At 71.0% G+C, this 16,081-nt stretch carries 26 protein-coding genes; all 26 read right to left on the bottom strand.

Annotation, left to right across the window (positions count from 1 at the left end; all coding sequences use genetic code 11):
* Window positions 1-340: 340 nt before the first annotated feature.
* The 26 genes from G6556_RS09525 to rpsJ all read right to left on the bottom strand — a co-directional run bounded on the left by G6556_RS09525 (window position 341) and on the right by rpsJ (window position 15,600).
* The gene (locus G6556_RS09525; protein WP_166940709.1) at window positions 341-1,669 is read right to left on the bottom strand and encodes an MFS transporter; all 1,329 of its coding nucleotides are present in this window, start codon (window positions 1,667-1,669) and stop codon (window positions 341-343) included.
* A 55-nt stretch (window positions 1,670-1,724) separates the two neighbouring features.
* Window positions 1,725-2,603, bottom strand: coding sequence for a hypothetical protein (locus G6556_RS09520; RefSeq protein WP_166940707.1), 879 nt, complete (start codon window positions 2,601-2,603; stop codon window positions 1,725-1,727).
* Window positions 2,604-2,637: 34 nt separating this feature from the next.
* Window positions 2,638-3,492 (bottom strand): type I methionyl aminopeptidase, encoded by an 855-nt coding sequence (gene map / locus G6556_RS09515; protein ID WP_166940705.1) that lies wholly within the window; start codon window positions 3,490-3,492, stop codon window positions 2,638-2,640.
* Window positions 3,493-3,506: 14 nt separating this feature from the next.
* Window positions 3,507-4,112, bottom strand: a complete 606-nt coding sequence (locus G6556_RS09510) for an adenylate kinase (RefSeq protein ID WP_166940703.1) — start codon at window positions 4,110-4,112, stop codon at window positions 3,507-3,509.
* Window positions 4,109-5,404, bottom strand: coding sequence for a preprotein translocase subunit SecY (secY, locus tag G6556_RS09505; protein WP_166940701.1), 1,296 nt, complete (start codon window positions 5,402-5,404; stop codon window positions 4,109-4,111). Before secY ends, G6556_RS09510 begins: the two co-directional genes overlap by 4 nt.
* A 262-nt stretch (window positions 5,405-5,666) precedes the next feature.
* The gene (rplO, locus tag G6556_RS09500) at window positions 5,667-6,362 is read right to left on the bottom strand and encodes a 50S ribosomal protein L15 (protein WP_166940699.1); all 696 of its coding nucleotides are present in this window, start codon (window positions 6,360-6,362) and stop codon (window positions 5,667-5,669) included.
* A gap of 2 nt (window positions 6,363-6,364) precedes the next feature.
* Entirely contained in the window at window positions 6,365-6,547 is a 183-nt protein-coding gene (gene rpmD, locus G6556_RS09495) for a 50S ribosomal protein L30 (protein ID WP_146838591.1), read from the bottom strand.
* On the bottom strand, window positions 6,547-7,191 hold the full coding sequence (rpsE, locus tag G6556_RS09490) for a 30S ribosomal protein S5 (protein ID WP_147794349.1): 645 nt from the start codon (window positions 7,189-7,191) through the stop codon (window positions 6,547-6,549). Before rpsE ends, rpmD begins: the two co-directional genes overlap by 1 nt.
* A 37-nt stretch (window positions 7,192-7,228) precedes the next feature.
* On the bottom strand, window positions 7,229-7,600 hold the full coding sequence (rplR, locus tag G6556_RS09485; protein WP_154728255.1) for a 50S ribosomal protein L18: 372 nt from the start codon (window positions 7,598-7,600) through the stop codon (window positions 7,229-7,231).
* 3 nt (window positions 7,601-7,603) lie between these two features.
* Complete coding sequence (rplF, locus tag G6556_RS09480) at window positions 7,604-8,143, bottom strand: 50S ribosomal protein L6 (RefSeq protein WP_166940697.1); 540 nt, start codon at window positions 8,141-8,143, stop codon at window positions 7,604-7,606.
* Between the two features lie 25 nt (window positions 8,144-8,168).
* Window positions 8,169-8,567, bottom strand: a complete 399-nt coding sequence (gene rpsH / locus G6556_RS09475; RefSeq protein WP_147794352.1) for a 30S ribosomal protein S8 — start codon at window positions 8,565-8,567, stop codon at window positions 8,169-8,171.
* A gap of 82 nt (window positions 8,568-8,649) precedes the next feature.
* The gene (locus G6556_RS09470; protein WP_122147680.1) at window positions 8,650-8,835 is read right to left on the bottom strand and encodes a type Z 30S ribosomal protein S14; all 186 of its coding nucleotides are present in this window, start codon (window positions 8,833-8,835) and stop codon (window positions 8,650-8,652) included.
* A gap of 1 nt (window position 8,836) precedes the next feature.
* Window positions 8,837-9,415 carry a 50S ribosomal protein L5 gene (gene rplE / locus G6556_RS09465; protein WP_166940695.1) on the bottom strand — a complete coding sequence of 193 codons (579 nt, stop codon included), beginning with the start codon at window positions 9,413-9,415 and terminating at the stop codon, window positions 8,837-8,839.
* Window positions 9,415-9,762, bottom strand: a complete 348-nt coding sequence (gene rplX / locus G6556_RS09460; RefSeq protein WP_147794354.1) for a 50S ribosomal protein L24 — start codon at window positions 9,760-9,762, stop codon at window positions 9,415-9,417. The genes rplE and rplX overlap by 1 nt, the downstream gene beginning before the upstream one ends.
* Before the next feature lies 1 nt (window position 9,763).
* Entirely contained in the window at window positions 9,764-10,132 is a 369-nt protein-coding gene (gene rplN / locus G6556_RS09455; RefSeq protein ID WP_146838605.1) for a 50S ribosomal protein L14, read from the bottom strand.
* Window positions 10,133-10,210: 78 nt separating this feature from the next.
* Window positions 10,211-10,516: a 30S ribosomal protein S17 gene (gene rpsQ, locus G6556_RS09450; RefSeq protein WP_166940693.1), complete on the bottom strand. Its 306-nt coding sequence runs from the start codon at window positions 10,514-10,516 to the stop codon at window positions 10,211-10,213.
* A gap of 7 nt (window positions 10,517-10,523) precedes the next feature.
* The gene (gene rpmC, locus G6556_RS09445; RefSeq protein WP_109130752.1) at window positions 10,524-10,763 is read right to left on the bottom strand and encodes a 50S ribosomal protein L29; all 240 of its coding nucleotides are present in this window, start codon (window positions 10,761-10,763) and stop codon (window positions 10,524-10,526) included.
* On the bottom strand, window positions 10,763-11,179 hold the full coding sequence (gene rplP, locus G6556_RS09440; protein WP_122147685.1) for a 50S ribosomal protein L16: 417 nt from the start codon (window positions 11,177-11,179) through the stop codon (window positions 10,763-10,765). The genes rpmC and rplP overlap by 1 nt, the downstream gene beginning before the upstream one ends.
* Window positions 11,180-11,182: 3 nt before the next feature.
* On the bottom strand, window positions 11,183-12,022 hold the full coding sequence (gene rpsC / locus G6556_RS09435) for a 30S ribosomal protein S3 (RefSeq protein ID WP_147794356.1): 840 nt from the start codon (window positions 12,020-12,022) through the stop codon (window positions 11,183-11,185).
* A 2-nt stretch (window positions 12,023-12,024) separates the two neighbouring features.
* Window positions 12,025-12,390: a 50S ribosomal protein L22 gene (rplV, locus tag G6556_RS09430; RefSeq protein ID WP_147794357.1), complete on the bottom strand. Its 366-nt coding sequence runs from the start codon at window positions 12,388-12,390 to the stop codon at window positions 12,025-12,027.
* Between the two features lie 55 nt (window positions 12,391-12,445).
* Complete coding sequence (gene rpsS, locus G6556_RS09425; protein WP_147794358.1) at window positions 12,446-12,727, bottom strand: 30S ribosomal protein S19; 282 nt, start codon at window positions 12,725-12,727, stop codon at window positions 12,446-12,448.
* 16 nt (window positions 12,728-12,743) lie between these two features.
* Window positions 12,744-13,580 carry a 50S ribosomal protein L2 gene (rplB, locus tag G6556_RS09420; protein WP_147794359.1) on the bottom strand — a complete coding sequence of 279 codons (837 nt, stop codon included), beginning with the start codon at window positions 13,578-13,580 and terminating at the stop codon, window positions 12,744-12,746.
* 33 nt (window positions 13,581-13,613) lie between these two features.
* Window positions 13,614-13,916: a 50S ribosomal protein L23 gene (gene rplW, locus G6556_RS09415; RefSeq protein WP_147794360.1), complete on the bottom strand. Its 303-nt coding sequence runs from the start codon at window positions 13,914-13,916 to the stop codon at window positions 13,614-13,616.
* A complete protein-coding gene (gene rplD / locus G6556_RS09410; protein WP_147796935.1) occupies window positions 13,913-14,605 on the bottom strand; it encodes a 50S ribosomal protein L4 in 693 nt (230 codons plus the stop codon). Before rplD ends, rplW begins: the two co-directional genes overlap by 4 nt.
* 5 nt (window positions 14,606-14,610) lie before the next feature.
* Window positions 14,611-15,270: a 50S ribosomal protein L3 gene (gene rplC, locus G6556_RS09405; RefSeq protein WP_166940691.1), complete on the bottom strand. Its 660-nt coding sequence runs from the start codon at window positions 15,268-15,270 to the stop codon at window positions 14,611-14,613.
* Window positions 15,271-15,291: 21 nt separating this feature from the next.
* Complete coding sequence (rpsJ, locus tag G6556_RS09400; protein ID WP_122147693.1) at window positions 15,292-15,600, bottom strand: 30S ribosomal protein S10; 309 nt, start codon at window positions 15,598-15,600, stop codon at window positions 15,292-15,294.
* Between the last annotated feature and the right edge of the window lie 481 nt (window positions 15,601-16,081).

Genomic DNA, 16,081 nt, shown 5'->3' with positions numbered 1-16,081 from the left:
CGGGCAACGCGACCGAGCCGCACGTGCACCTGCAGGCGATGGACGGCCCGGACCCGGAGCGGGCGCACGGGCTGCCGATCGTGTTCGGGGCCTACCGCGAGCGTGTCGGGGGCGGCGCGTGGGTGCCACGCGTGCGGGCGGTGCCGCTGGACGGCGCGGTCGTCCGCCGCGCGTGACACCAGCGGCGCGTGCCGACGCTCGCGAGGTCTCGCGGGTTCGGTGCCCGTCGCCCGGTTCGGTGCTCCGGAGCACCGAACGCGGCTGGGTCCACCGAAGCCGTGCCACGCGGTCCGGTGGTGAGCCGACGGGCGACGGGCCCGAGCCCGCGGACCGCGGCGCCTCAGTGCGGGTGCGTCCCCCCGCCGGGACCCGCGACGTCCCGCGCCGCGCCCGGGTCGGCGGCCGCGGCCTCGGCCGCCTCGTCCTCGGCGAGCGGCTCGGTCGCCTCGTCGGTGTGCGCGACGTGCCGGAGCTGCCCCCAGATCAGCACGACGAACAGCGCCGACCCCACGAACGCGAACCAGAACGGCGCCGTCACGCCCCAGCGCTCCGCGAGCAGGCCGCCGACGGCCGACCCGACCACGAGGCCGCCGAACACGCCGACGGTGTTCACGCTGCCGACCCGCCCCTGCAGCGCGCGCGGCACCGCCCGCTGCCGGACGCTGACCGACGTGGTGCCCCAGACGAACGCGTGCGCGCCGAACAGGAAGAAGATCACCACGGCGACCCAGGCCTGCCGGGTCAGCGCGAGCCCGAGGTGCGTGAGCGTCTCCAGGACCAGCCCGATCCGCATGAGGTTCCCCAGGGACACCCGCCGCGTGATCCAGCCGTAGGCCGCGCCACCCGCGAGTCCGCCGCACGCGCTCACCGTGGTGAGCAGGCCGTAGCCGATCTCGCCGAGCCCGAGCCGCCGCGTGGCGTACAGCACGAGCACCGACCACGCGGCGCCGAAGGTGATGTTGAAGATGAAGATGGTGAGCACGAGCGTCCGGACGGCGGCGTGCCGCATCGTCCACCGGAAGCCCTCGGCGATGTCCCGGCCGAGGTGGCTGCGGGTCCCCGGCTCGCGCGGGTGCGCGGGCAGCGCGATCTTCGCGACGAGCAGCGCCGCCGCGAGGACGACGACCGCCTGCGTGGCGAACGGCCACAGCCACCCGGCGGCGAACAGCGCGGCCCCGAGCGGCGGCCCGGCCAGCTGGTTGACGGTGATGAACCCGACCTGGAGCCGGGAGTTCGCGAGCGCCAGGTCGTCGCGGGCGACCAGCATCGGCAGGAAGGTCTGCGCGGCGTTGTCGGCGAACACCTCCGCGGTGCCGAGCAGGAACAGCGCCCCGAGCACCAGGCCGATGGTGACGTGCCCGGACGCGAGCGTGATCGCGAGCGCGCCCAGCACGACGGCCCGGACGACGTTGACCACCAGGACGATGCGCCGGCGGTCCCACCGGTCGGCCAGCGCGCCGGCGAGCAGGCCGAACAGCAGCGGGGGCAGCCACTGCAGCGTGGCGGCGAGCGCGACCAGCCGCGCGTCCTCGGTCAGCGAGGCGACGAGCAGGGGACCCGCGGCGATGGCGATGCCGTCCGCGAGGTTGCTGGTCCACGAGGACGCGATGAGCCACCGGAACGGGACGCCCAGCCGTGCGGGCAGGACGGTCTGGACGAGTCGGCTCACAAGGGCGAGATGCTAGCCCGCGCCCCGACGGCCGCCGAGCGCATTCCGCGGCTGCTCACCCCTCCAGCGCCTCGAGGATCGTGGCGGCGACCCGGCCGTCCGACAGGTAGCCGGAGATGCCGTGCTGGTTCGGCGTCGGGTTGTCGACCTTGCCGTAGTCGTCGACACCGGTGACGGGGAACCACGGCGCGGTCAGCGGGTGCAGGGCGACGAGGTCCTCGGGGTCGTAGGCGTTGAACCAGGCGCCGACGGGCGCCGGCCAGGACACCGGGCGCAGGGTGCGGCTGATGTTCGTCACGCCGAGCGGCGAGCCGACGGTCACCAGGAGCGGCACGTCCCAGCCGCGCGGCCCGGCCTCCCGGCGCAGCAGGTTGTAGGCGACCACGGTGCCCAGCGAGTGCGACACGACGACCGCGCCGTCCGTGCCGTCGAGCGCCTGGCGCACCCCGTCCTCGATGGCGTCCCGGACCCGGACGTTGTGCAGGTACTGGTAGACGTCCCGGGTGGCGAGCGCGATCGACCAGGCGCTGACGTTGGGCAGCCGGTCCAGGGCGGTGAGCGTGGCGCGGACCCACCGCCAGTTCATCGGACCGCGCTCGACCGGCCCGTCGGCGCCCGCCTCGCGCGCGGCGTCCTCGGCGACGCCGGCGTGCTCGGCGATCTCCAGCAGCGCCTCGCGGATGAACAGCGTCTCGGCGTCCGGGCCGGCGTCGGAGCCCCGCACCACGACCTCCGCGGCGTGCTCGGCGTCGCCGGAGACCAGGTCGAACAGCGTCTGGCCGTAGTAGGGCAGCCGGACCCGGTCGTCGGGGAGGTCGAGGGGTCGCCCGGCGTGGTGCGCGCCCTCGTCGAGCGCGGCCAGCCACTCCCGCTTCACCGCGAGCGGGTCCTTGTGCTCCTGCGCCCGGCCGTGCACCAGCACCAGCGTCCTCATGGCTCCTCCTGGGATCGGGCGCCCGGGGCGGGCGTCAGCCCAGCGGCGCGACCGTGACGCCGCGCGCGGCGAGCTCCGCCGCGCCGCCGTCGACGGCCGTGAGCACCCAGATGCCGCCGTCGTGCAGCGCGACCGAGTGCTCCCAGTGCGCGGCGCGGGCGCCGTCCGCGGTCACGACCGTCCAGTCGTCGTCGAGCACCTCGGTGGCGTGCCCGCCGCGGGTGATCATCGGCTCGACCGCCAGGCACATGCCGGCGCGCAGCTTCGGGCCGCGGTCGCGGGACCGGTAGTTCAGCACGTCCGGCGGCTGGTGCATCGCAGACCCGATGCCGTGGCCCACGTAGTCCTGCACGATGCCGAACGGCACGCCGCCGTTGACCGCGGCGTCGGCCGCCGCGACGGCGTCCTCCACCGCGTCGCCCACGACCGCCAGCCGGTCGGCGATCCCGCCGCCCTCGCCGGCGAGCGCGGCGATGCCGTCCCACATCGCCCGCTCCGTCAGGTCCGCCAGCGCGACGTCGGCCGGGTCGGCCTCGGGCAGCACCAGGGTGAGCGCCGAGTCGCCGTGCCAGCCCTCCACGATCGCACCGCAGTCGATCGACACCACGTCACCGGGCTGCAGCACCCGGCCCGACGGGATGCCGTGCACGACCTCGTCGTTGACCGACACGCAGATCGTCGCCGGGTAGTCGTAGTACCCGAGGAACGACGGCAGCGCGCCGGCCTCCGCGATCACCGCGGCGGCGACCGCGTCCAGGTCCGCGGTCGTCGCACCGGGCACCGCCGCCGCGCGGGCCGCCGCCAGGGCGTCCGCCACCACGAGCCCCGCGCGCCGCATCAGCAGCACCTGGTCGGGCGTCTTGAGCTCGATCTTCTCGCGTCCGAACACGACTCCCCCGCCGGTCAGCCGACCTGGGAGGCGAGGGCCGCGAGCAGGCGCTCGGTCACCTCGTCGACCTCGCCGATGCCGTCCACGCGGACCAGCAGGTCGCGCTCCGCGTACAGGCCGGAGACCGGGGCGGTCTGCTCGGCGTAGACGTCCAGGCGACGACGGATCACCGGCTCGGTGTCGTCCGCGCGGCCCTCGATCTCGGCGCGCTTGAGCAGCCGCTCGACGACCACGTCGGAGTCCGCGGTGATCTCCAGCGCGGCGTCCAGCGCACGGCCGTCCGCCTCGAGGATCGCGTCCAGCTCGCCGACCTGCGCGGTGTTGCGCGGGTAGCCGTCGAGCAGGAAGCCCTGCACGGCGTCCGGCTGCGCGAGCCGGTCGCGCACCATCGCGTTGGTGACCTCGTCCGGGACGAGCTCGCCGCGCGCGGTGTACTCCTGCGCGGTGCGGCCGAGCTCGGTGCCGCCCTTGATGTTGGCGCGGAAGATGTCGCCGGTCGAGATCGCCGGGACGCCGAGCCGCTCGGCCAGGCGCGCGGCCTGGGTGCCCTTGCCGGCCCCGGGAGGGCCGAGCAGGACGAGACGGGCGGTGGAGCCGGAGGCGGCCGGAGCGGTGCTCATCGGAGGAACCCTTCGTAGTGGCGCTGCTCGAGCTGCGACTGGATCTGCTTCACCGTCTCGAGGCCGACGCCCACGACGATGAGGATCGACGAGCCGCCGAACGGGATGTTCGTGCCGACGCCCAGGACGATGAACGCGATCGTCGGGATCAGCGCGACCAGCGCGAGGTAGAGGGACCCGGGCGCCGTGATGCGGGTGATCACGTAGTCCAGGTACTCGGCCGTGGGACGGCCGGCGCGGATGCCGGGGATGAACCCGCCGTACCGCTTCATGTTGTCCGCGACCTCGTCCGGGTTGAACGTGATCGCCGTGTAGAAGTAGCAGAAGAAGATGATCAGCAGGACGTACAGCGCGATGTGCAGCGGCGCGTCCGTGGCGGCGAGGTTGTTCGCGACCCACTGCTTCCAGCCGGCCGTCTGGTCGCCGAATCCGGCGAGCAGCGCGGGGACCTGCAGCAGGGACGACGCGAAGATCACCGGGATGACGCCGGCCATGTTGATCTTGATCGGGATGTAGGTGGACGACCCGCCGTAGGTGCGGCGCCCCACCATGCGCTTGGCGTACTGCACCGGGATCCGGCGCTGGGACTGCTCGACGAAGACGACCAGCGCGATGACCAGGACGATGATCGCCATGATCACGAGGAACGCGCCGATGCCGCCGGAGCCGCCCGCGATCGACCACATCGCGCCCGGGAAGGACGCGGCGATCGACGTGAAGATGAGCAGCGACATGCCGTTGCCGACGCCGCGCTCGGTGATGAGCTCGCCCAGCCACATGATGAGGCCGGTACCGGCGGTCATCGTGATGATCATGAGCAGCGTCGTCACGATGCTGTCGTCCGGGATGACGTCCACGGAGCAGCCCTGGAACAGCTGGCCGTTGCGCGCCGTGATGATCACGGTCGTCGACTGCAGGACGGCGAGGCCGATCGTCAGGTACCGCGTGTACTGCGTGAGCTTCGCGGTGCCGGACTGGCCCTCCTTGTGCAGGGCCTCGAACCGCGGGATCACCACGCGCAGCAGCTGGATGATGATGCTCGCGGTGATGTACGGCATGATCCCGAGCGAGAACACCGACAGCTGCAGCAGCGCACCGCCGCTGAACAGGTTCACCAGGCCGAGCAGCGTGTTCGACTCGCCCTGGTCGATGCAGATCTGCACGTTCGGGTAGGACACGCCGGGCGTCGGCAGGAACGAGCCGATCCGGAAGATCACCATGATGCCGATGGTGAACAGCAGCTTGCGCCGCAGGTCGGGTGTCCTGAACGCCCGCACGAATGCGCTGAGCACGTGTCCTCCTGCTCCGCCGAAGCGGGATGTCGTCGAGGCGGCCGGCGCGCCGCGCGCCGGTCCGTCGTCGGGTCGGGGCGCACCGCGGCGCCCGACGCCCTGCCGCACCCTAACGGACTTCCGTCCCTGGGTGGGCATCGCCCCGCGGCCGTGCGGCCGTCGTGACGGCGGGGTCGCGGGCCGGGTCCGGCCCGGTCACCCGGGGAAAAGCCGAACGGGGCCGGCGGGGCGTGGAGCCCTCGCCGACCCCGTTCGTCTGGGATCAGTCCTGCGCGACGCTGCCGCCGGCGGCCAGGATCTTCTCCTTGGCCGAACCGGAGTACGCGTCGACGGCCACGGCCACCTTCACCGTGAGCTCGCCGGTGCCGAGCACCTTGACGGGCTGGCCCTTGCGGACCGCGCCCTTCGCGACCAGGTCCGCCACCGTGACGTCGCCGCCGTCGGGGTACAGCGCCGACAGCTTGTCCAGGTTCACGACCTGGTACTCGACCCGGAACGGGTTCTTGAAGCCGCGGAGCTTGGGCAGCCGCATGTGCAGCGGCATCTGCCCGCCCTCGAAGCGCTCCGGCACCTGGTACCGGGCCTTGGTGCCCTTGGTACCACGACCGGCGGTCTTGCCCTTGGACGCCTCACCACGACCCACGCGGGTCTTGGCGGTCTTGGCACCCGGGGCCGGACGCAGGTGGTGCACCTTGAGCGTGCCGCCGGCACCCTCGGTCGCCTTCGCCTCGGCCTTGTCGGCCTTGGCGGCGGCGGCCTTGGGGGCCTTCGCCTTCGCAGCCGGCTTCTCCTCGGCAGCCGCCTCGGCCTCGGCCTTCGCCTTGGTCGTGCGGGCCGGGGCCTTGCGGGCCGGCTTCTCGGCGGCGGACGACTCGGTCGCCGCCGCCTTCTTGGCGCGCGTGGCCTTCGGAGCCGCGGCAGCGGTCTCCTCGACCTTCTCGGTCTCCTTCTCCGCCATCGTCACTCCACCTCCTCGACCGCGACCAGGTGCGTCACCGTCTTGACCATGCCGCGGATCTCAGGACGGTCCTCCTTGACGACGACGTCGCCGATCCGCTTGAGGCCCAGGGTGCGCAGCGTGTCGCGCTGGTTCTGCTTGCCGCCGATGGCGGACTTGGTCTGGGTCACCTTCAGGCGAGCCATCAGGCACCCACCTTCTCCGTCTTCGCGGCACGACCCGCGGCCTGCGCCTTGAGCAGCGGCGCCGGGGCGACGTGCTCGAGCGGCAGACCACGGCGCGCGGCGACGGCGGCCGGCTCCTCGAGACCCTTCAGCGCGGCGACCGTGGCGTGCACGATGTTGATCGCGTTGGAGGAGCCGAGGGACTTCGACAGGATGTCGTGGACGCCGGCGCACTCGAGCACCGCACGCACCGGACCACCGGCGATCACACCGGTACCCGGCGACGCGGGACGCAGGAAGACGACACCGGCGGCGGCCTCACCCTGGATCGGGTGGGTGATGGTGCCCTGGATGCGGGGGACGCGGAAGAAGTTCTTCTTCGCCTCCTCGACACCCTTGGCGATCGCCGCGGGCACCTCCTTGGCCTTGCCGTAGCCGACACCGACCGTGCCGTCGCCGTCGCCGACGACGACCAGGGCGGTGAAGCTGAAGCGACGGCCACCCTTGACGACCTTGGCGACGCGGTTGATGGAGACGACGCGCTCGAGGAACGCGCTCTTCTCGGCGGCGTCGCCCCGGCGGCCGTCACGACGACCGCCGTCGCGACGGTCACCGCCGCCCTGGCCCTGGGGAGCGCCCGTGTTGCTGCGCTGAGGAGCAGCCATCAGTGGATCCTCTTCTTCGATGCGGGAATGGTCGTCGTCACAGCGCCAGACCGCCCTCGCGGGCGGCGTCGGCCACTGCGGCCACACGCCCGTGGTACTTGTTGCCGCCGCGGTCGAAGACCACCGCGTCGATGCCGGCCGCCTTGGCTCGCTCGGCGATCAGCTCGCCGACGCGACGGGCCTTGTCCGTCTTGTCGCCCTCGGCGCCCCGCAGGTCCGCCTCGAGGGTCGAGGCGGAGACCAGGGTGCGGCCCACGGCGTCGTCGACGACCTGCGCGACGAGGTTGCGGTTCGACCGGGTGACGACCAGGCGCGGACGCGCGGCGGTGCCGGCGACCTTCTTGCGCAGCCGGAGGTGGCGGCGCTTGCGGGCCTTGAACTTGCCCTTACCGATGATGGTGATCGCCATGGCTCACTTACCAGCCTTTCCGACCTTGCGGCGGACGTTCTCGCCCGCGTAGCGCACGCCCTTGCCCTTGTACGGCTCGGGCTTGCGGATCTTGCGGATGTTCGCGGCGACCTCGCCCACCTGCTGCTTGTCGATGCCCGCGACCGAGAACTTGGTCGGGGACTCGACGGCGAAGGTGATGCCGGCGGGCGGCGTCACGGACACCGGGTGGCTGAAGCCGAGCGCGAACTCGAGCGCGTCACCCTTGGCCGTCACGCGGTAACCGGTGCCGACGATCTCCAGCTTCTTCTCGTAGCCGGCGGTGACGCCGGTGACGAGGTTCGCCAGGAGGGTGCGCGTGAGGCCGTGCAGCGACCGCGAGAGGCGCTCGTCGTTCGGACGGGTGACCACGAGGGCCCCCTCGTCGTCGCGGGCGACCTCGATGGGCGACGCGACCGTGTGCGTGAGGGTGCCCTTGGGGCCCTTCACCGTCACGACGGCGCCGTTGATGGAAACATCCACGCCGGCCGGGACCGAAACGGGGATTCTGCCGATACGAGACATTGGCTAGCTCCTTTCCGTCTCGGACTTACCAGACGTAGGCGAGGACTTCCCCACCCACGCCCTTCTTGGCGGCCTGCTTGTCCGTCAGGAGACCGGAGGACGTGGACAGGATCGCCACGCCCAGGCCACCGAGGACCTTCGGCAGGTTGGTCGACTTCGCGTACACCCGGAGGCCGGGCTTCGACACGCGCTTGATGCCGGCGAGCGCACGCTCGCGGCTCGGGCCGTACTTCAGCTCGACCACGAGGTTCTTGCCCACGCGGGCGTCCTCGGTGGTCCAGCCGGAGATGTAGCCCTCGGCCTGCAGGATCTCCGCGATGTGCGACTTCAGCTTCGAGTACGGGATGGTCACCGTGTCGTGGTGCGCCGAGTTCGCGTTGCGCAGACGCGTCAGGAAGTCTGCGATCGGGTCGGTCATCGTCATGGGGGCTATCGCCCTTCCTCGCCGTGGTTTCCGCGGCGGCCGCCCCGGGGGGCGGCGCGCCGCGGACCTGCGACGTCGTTGTTTACCAGCTGCTCTTGGTCACACCGGGGAGCTGGCCCGCGTGGGCCATCTCGCGCACGCAGATCCGGCACAGGCCGAACTTGCGGTACACGGAGTGCGGACGCCCGCAGCGCTGGCACCGGGTGTAGGCCCGCACGGCGAACTTCTGCTTGCCCGCGGCCTTGTTGATCAGGGCGGTCTTCGCCATGTCAGTCCTCCTTGAAGGGGAAGCCCAGGTGCTTGAGCAGCGCCCGGCCCTCCGCGTCCGTCGTCGCGGTGGTGACCACCGTGATGTCCATGCCGCGGACCCGGTCGATCTTGTCCTGGTCGATCTCGTGGAACATCGACTGCTCGGTCAGACCGAAGGTGTAGTTGCCGTGGCCGTCGAACTGCTTGGCCGAGAGCCCGCGGAAGTCGCGGATGCGCGGCAGCGCGGTCGACAGCAGGCGGTCCAGGAACTCCCAGGCACGGTCGCCGCGCAGCGTGACGTGCGCGCCGATCGGCATGCCCTCGCGCAGCTTGAACTGCGCGATGGACTTGCGGGCCTTGGTGACCTGCGGCTTCTGACCCGTGATCTGCTGGAGGTCGCGGATGGCGCCCTCGATCAGCTTCGAGTCCTTGGCCGCGTCGCCGACACCCATGTTCACGACGACCTTCACCAGGCGCGCGACCTGGTTCACGTTCTCGTGGGAGAACTCCTCGCGGAGCGCCGTGCGGATGGCGTCGTTGTACCGGACCTTCAGGCGCGGGACCGGGTAGGCGCGCGTCGTCTCGTCGGTGGCGGTCATCAGATGTCCTTACCGGAGCGCTTGGCGACGCGGACCCGAACGGTGCGGGTCCGGCCGTCGCGCTCGACCTGCTCGGTGCGGTAGCCGACCCGGGTACCACGCTTGGTCTCCGGGTCGACCAGCATCACGTTGCTGATGTGGATGGGGGCCTCGACCGTCTCGATGCCACCGGTGCGGGAGCCGCGCTGGCTCTGGCCGACCTTGGTGTGCTTCGTGATGCGGTGGATGCCCTCGACGAGCACGCGGTCGCGGTCCGTGAGGACCTCGAGGACGCGCCCCTGCTTGCCCCGGTCCTTGCGGGAGCCGGAGATGACGACCACGAGGTCGCCCTTCTTGATCTTCGCCATGTCAGAGCACCTCCGGCGCCAGCGAGATGATCTTCATGAACTTCTTGTCGCGCAGCTCGCGGCCCACCGGGCCGAAGATGCGCGTACCACGGGGCTCACCGTCGTTCTTGAGGATCACCGCGGCGTTCTCGTCGAACTTGATGTACGAGCCGTCCACGCGCCGGCGCTCCTTGCGGGTGCGCACGACGACCGCCTTGACGACGTCGCCCTTCTTGACGTTGCCGCCCGGGATCGCGTCCTTGACGGTGGCGACGATCACGTCACCGATACCGGCGTAGCGACGGCCCGAACCACCGAGAACGCGGATGCAGAGGATCTCCTTCGCACCCGTGTTGTCGGCGACCCGAAGTCGCGACTCCTGCTGAATCATTGACTAACTCCTGTCGTCTGCCGGTTCTCGCACACGGCGAGCCTGGCCGAACGGATAGTGGACAAGAAGGCGCGAGCCTTACTTCGCCTTCTCGAGGATCTCCACCAGACGCCACCGCTTGGTGGCGGAGAGCGGGCGGGTCTCCATGATGAGGACCAGGTCACCGACGCCGGCCGTGCTGGCCTCGTCGTGCGCCTTGACCTTGCTGGTCCGCCGGATGACCTTGCCGTAGAGCGGGTGCTTGACCCGGTCCTCGACCTCGACCACGACGGTCTTGTCCATCTTGTCGCTGACCACGTAGCCGCGCCGCGTCTTGCGGTAGGGACGCGCGGTCAGGTGCGTCACAGCAGCGGTGGCGGCAGCGTCGTTCGTGTTCTCGCTCATCGAGTCCTCACTCGCTCGCGCTGGGCGCGGTCCGGATGCCGAGCTCGCGCTCGCGCAGGATCGTGTAGATCCGGGCGATGTCGCGACGCACGGCCTTGAGGCGGCCGTGGCTCTCGAGCTGACCGGTGGCCGACTGGAAGCGCAGGTTGAACAGCTCCTCCTTGGCCTTCTTCAGCTCGGCCACGAGGCGCTCGTCGTCGAAGGCGTCCAGCTCGGTGGGAGCCAGGTCCTTGGTGCCGATAGCCATCAGTTACCACCCTCGCGAACCACGAAACGGGTCTTCATCGGGAGCTTGTGCTGCGCGCGGCGCATGGCCTCGCGAGCCAGGGGCTCCGGGACGCCGGCGAGCTCGAACATCACTCGGCCGGGCTTGACGTTGGCGATCCACCACTCCGGCGAACCCTTACCGGAACCCATGCGGGTCTCGGCCGGCTTCTTGGTGAGCGGACGGTCCGGGTAGATGTTGATCCAGACCTTGCCGCCACGCTTGATGTGGCGGGTCATCGCGATACGAGCAGCCTCGATCTGGCGGTTCGTGACGTAGGCCGGCTCCAGAGCCTGGATGCCGAACTCGCCGAACGAGATCGCGGTGCCACCGGTCGCGGCGCCGGAGCGCCCGGGGTGGTGCTGCTTGCGGTGCTTCAGCCTGCGCGGGATCAGCACGGCTCAGGCCTCCGTTCCGGTCTCAGGAGCGGTCGTCGCCTCGGCGGCCGGAGCAGCGGTGGCCTCGGCCGCGGGGGCCTCGGTCCGCTCGTTCCGGCGGCCGCCGCCGCGCGGGCCACGGTCGCCGCCGCGGTCGCCACGGTCCCCACGGGGGCCGCGGGACTGACGCGGGGCCTGCGTGGCCTGCTCGCGGGCGAAGTCGCGCTCGGTCATGTCGCCCTTGTAGACCCAGACCTTCACGCCGATGCGGCCGAAGGTCGTGCGGGCCTCGAAGAAGCCGTAGTCGATGTTCGCGCGGAGCGTGTGCAGCGGCACCCGACCCTCGCGGTAGAACTCCGTGCGGCTCATCTCCGCGCCGCCGAGGCGGCCGGAGACCTGCACGCGGATGCCCTTGGCGCCGGCGCGCTGCGCGGACTGCATGCCCTTGCGCATCGCACGACGGAAGGACACGCGGCTCGCCAGCTGCTCGGCGATGCCCTGCGCGACCAGCTGAGCCTCGATCTCGGCGTTCTTGACCTCGAGGATGTTGAGCTGCACCTGCTTGCCCGTGAGCTTCTCGAGCTCACCGCGGATGCGGTCCGCCTCGGCGCCGCGGCGGCCGATGACGATGCCCGGGCGCGCGGTGTGGATGTCGACGCGGACGCGGTCACGCGTGCGCTCGATCTCCACCTTCGCGATGCCCGCGCGCTCGAGACCCGTGCTCATGAGCTTGCGGATCTGGACGTCCTCGCGGACGTAGTCGCGGTACCGCTGACCCGGCTTGGTCGAGTCGGCGAACCACCGCGAGCGGTGGTCGGTCGTGATGCCCAGGCGGTACCCGAGCGGGTTGACCTTCTGTCCCACTGTCAGGCCCTTCCCTTCGTCTCACGCTCGGCGACGACCACGGTGATGTGGCTCGTGCGCTTGAGGATCTGGCTCGCGCGGCCCTGCGCCCGGGGGCGGAACCGCTTCAGCGTCGGACCCTCGTCCACGAACGCCTCGGCCACGTAGAGGTTGCCCTCGTCGAAGCGCTCACCGGCACGCTTGGCGCCCTCGCGGGCGTTCGCGATCGCGGACTCGACGACCTTGAGGACCGTCTCGCCCGCGGCCTGCGGCGCGAACTTCAGCGTCGACACGGCCTCGCCGGCCTGCTTGCCACGGATGAGGTCCACGACGCGCCGGGCCTTCTGGGGCGTGACGCGGACGAACCGCGCCTTCGCCTTGGCTTCCATTGCTGTCCTGCCTTCTGTCTCTGCCGTCAGGGCAGTCGCTCAGCTGACCCGGGGGTCAGCGGCGACGGCCCTTCCGGTCGTCCTTCTCGTGGCCGCGGAACGTGCGCGTCGGGGCGAACTCGCCGAGCTTGTGCCCGACCATCGACTCCGTCACGAACACCGGCGTGTGCTTGCGGCCGTCGTGCACCGCGAACGTGTGGCCCAGGAAGTCCGGGGTGATCATCGAACGACGCGACCACGTCTTGATGACGTTCTTGGTGCCGGCGGCGTTCTGCACGTCGACCTTCTTCTGCAGGTGCCCGTCGACGAAGGGCCCCTTCTTCAGGCTGCGAGGCATATCTCCCGGCTCCCTATCAGCGCTTCTTGCCGGTGCGGCGGCGACGGACGATGAGCTTGTCGCTCGGCTTGTTCGGACGACGCGTGCGGCCCTCCGGCTGGCCCCAGGGGCTCACCGGGTGACGACCACCGGACGTCTTGCCCTCACCACCACCGTGCGGGTGGTCGATCGGGTTCATCGCGACACCGCGGACCGAGGGGCGCTTGCCCTTCCAGCGCATGCGGCCGGCCTTGCCCCAGTTGATGTTCGACTGCTCGGCGTTGCCCACCTCGCCGACCGTGGCGCGGCAGCGCAGGTCGACGTTGCGGATCTCGCCGGACGGCATGCGGAGCTGCGCGTACGGCCCGTCCTTCGCGACCAGCTGCACCGAGGCACCCGCGGAGCGGGCGATCTTGGCGCCGCCACCCGGCTTGAGCTCGATCGCGTGGATCGTGGTACCGGTCGGGATGTTGCGCAGCGGCAGGTTGTTGCCGGGCTTGATGTCGGCACCGGCGCCGTTCTCGACGACGTCGCCCTGCTTCAGCTTGTTCGGCGCGATGATGTAGCGCTTCTCGCCGTCCGCGTAGTGCAGGAGCGCGATGCGCGCCGTGCGGTTCGGGTCGTACTCGATGTGCGCGACCTTGGCCGGCACGCCGTCCTTGTCGTGACGACGGAAGTCGATCACGCGGTAGGCGCGCTTGTGGCCACCACCCTGGTGCCGCATGGTGACGCGGCCGGTCGAGTTGCGACCACCGGTCTTGTGCAGCGGGCGGACCAGAGACTTCTCCGGCGTGGAGCGCGTGATCTCGACGAAGTCGGCGACGCTCGCGCCGCGGCGCCCCGGCGTCGTCGGCTTGTACTTACGGATTCCCATGGGGATCTGTCCTCAATCTGCTCTCGGGCCCGGTCAGCCGACCGGTCCGCCGAAGATGTCGATCGTGCCCTCGCGGAGGGTGACGATCGCGCGCTTCGTGTCCTTGCGCTTGCCGATGCCCGACTTCGTCCGCCGCGTCTTGCCCTTGCGGTTGATCGTGTTCACGGAGTCGACCTTGACCGAGAAGACCTGCTCGACGGCGATCTTGATCTCGGTCTTGTTCGCGCGCGGGTCGACGATGAAGGTGTACTTGCCCTCGTCGAGCAGCCCGTAGCTCTTCTCGGAGACGACCGGCGCGATCAGGATGTCGCGGGGGTCCTTGGCGACGGCGGTCACTTGGCGTCCTCCTCGGCCTCGGACGACGTCGCGACGGCGGTCGCGCCGCGGCCCTTGACGGGACCGGCGAGGAACGTGTCGAGCGCGCCCTGGGTGAACACGACGTCGTCGGAGACGAGCACGTCGTAGGTGTTGAGCTGGTCGGCGACGAGCAGGTGGACCCGCTCGACGTTCCGCAGCGACTTCCAGGCCAGCTCGTCCGCGCGCTCCACGACCACGAGGACGTGCTTGCGGCCGGACAGCGTGTCCAGGACCTGCAGCGCGGCCTTGGTCGACGGCGCCTCGTTGACACCGAAACCGGTGACGACGTGGACGCGGCCGGCGCGGGCGCGGTCCGAGAGAGCACCGCGGAGCGCCGCGGCCTTCATCTTCTTCGGGGTCCGCTGGGAGTAGTCGCGCGGGGTCGGGCCGTGGACGGTGCCACCGCCGGCGAACTGCGGCGCACGGGTCGAACCCTGGCGGGCGCGGCCGGTGCCCTTCTGCTTGTACGGCTTCTTGCCACCACCGCGGACCTCGCCGCGGGTCTTGGTGTCGTGGGTGCCCTGGCGCGCGGCGGCGAGCTGGGCGACGACCACCTGGTGGATCAGCGGGACGTTCGTCTGCGCGTCGAACACCTCACCGGGCAGGTCGGCCGTGCCGGCCTTCTTGCCCTGGGCGTCGAGCACGTCGACGGTCAGCGTCTCGGACATGAGGTTCATGCCCCCTTCACGGCGGTACGCACGACGACGACGCCCCGCTTCGGGCCCGGAACCGCGCCCTTGAGCAGCAGCAGACCCTTCTCGGCGTCGACCGCGTGGACGGTCAGGTTCTGGGTGGTCTGACGGGCGGCGCCCATGCGACCGGCCATCCGCAGGCCCTTGAACACGCGCGACGGCGTCGAGGCGCCACCGATCGAGCCCGGCTTGCGGTGGTTGCGGTGCGCACCGTGCGAGGCGCCGACGCCGGAGAAGCCGTGACGCTTCATGACACCGGCGGTGCCCTTGCCCTTGGTGGTGCCGATGACGTCGACCAGCGCGCCGGCCGCGAAGGCCTCGGCGGTGATCTCCTGGCCGAGCGTGTACTCGGCGGCGTCCGGCGTCCGGATCTCGGCCACGTGCCGGCGGGGGGTGACCCCGGCCTTCTCGAAGTGGCCCTTCAGCGGCTTCGTGACCTTGCGCGGGTCCACCTGGCCGTAGGCCAGCTGCACCGCGGCGTAGCCGTCGGCCTCAGCGGAGCGCACCTGGGTCACGACGTTGGTGCCGACCGAGACGACGGTGACGGGGACGAGACGACCGTTGTCGTCCCAGACCTGCGTCATGCCGAGCTTCGTGCCGAGCACCGCCGTGACGGGGCGCGCGTTCTGCTGGGTAACCATGAAATCAGTTCCTTCCCAGCGTCAGAGCTTGATCTCGATGTTCACGTCCGCGGGCAGGTCGAGACGCATGAGCGAGTCGACCGCCTTCGGCGTGGGATCGATGATGTCGATGAGCCGCTTGTGCGTGCGCATCTCGAAGTGCTCGCGGCTGTCCTTGTACTTGTGGGGCGACCGGATGACGACGAAGACGTTCTTCTCCGTCGGGAGCGGCACCGGGCCCACGACCGTCGCACCAGCGCGGCTCACCGTGTCGACGATCTTGCGCGCCGAGCTGTCGATGACCTCGTGGTCGTAGGACTTGAGCCGGATGCGGATCTTCTGTCCCGCCATGGCGTCGTCTGCTTCTCTCTCTCGAACTACTGGAGTCCGACCCCCGCGCTCGGGCGTGTCGCTTTTCGCGACGTTCCTCAGCGCCGGTCCCGTCCGGGTGCGCAGGGCGCGCGCCGGCCGGGACGAGGTCGTTCGTTTGGTGATGAGTCCGACGCCGGGTGACCCCGGGCTGTGAGCTGGACTCGCACGCGTCCCGTGCCCGCTCGTCGGGGCGTCCGAGCGCACGCGCGCAGACACCCCCGTCGTCGGGCAACTTGTCTAGTGTGCCAGCCGGGACCCGAAAGGTCCAACCGGACGTGCATCACACCCGCGTGATCACGGCCCCTCGGAGGCTCCGAGTCCGTTCGGAGGCTCCGCGCGCTCCCGGTGGCTCCGAGCCCGTGCGGAGGCTCCGAGCGCTTCCGGTGAGGCCTGCGCGGACTCGTGGTGGTCCGCGGACCACCACGATATCGCCCGAACCCCTCCGGGCCCGCCCCTGGCC

The organism is Cellulomonas sp. IC4_254 (assembly GCF_011603975.1).
Classification (GTDB): domain Bacteria; phylum Actinomycetota; class Actinomycetes; order Actinomycetales; family Cellulomonadaceae; genus Cellulomonas.
This window is presented reverse-complemented; position numbering and strand designations above follow the sequence as displayed.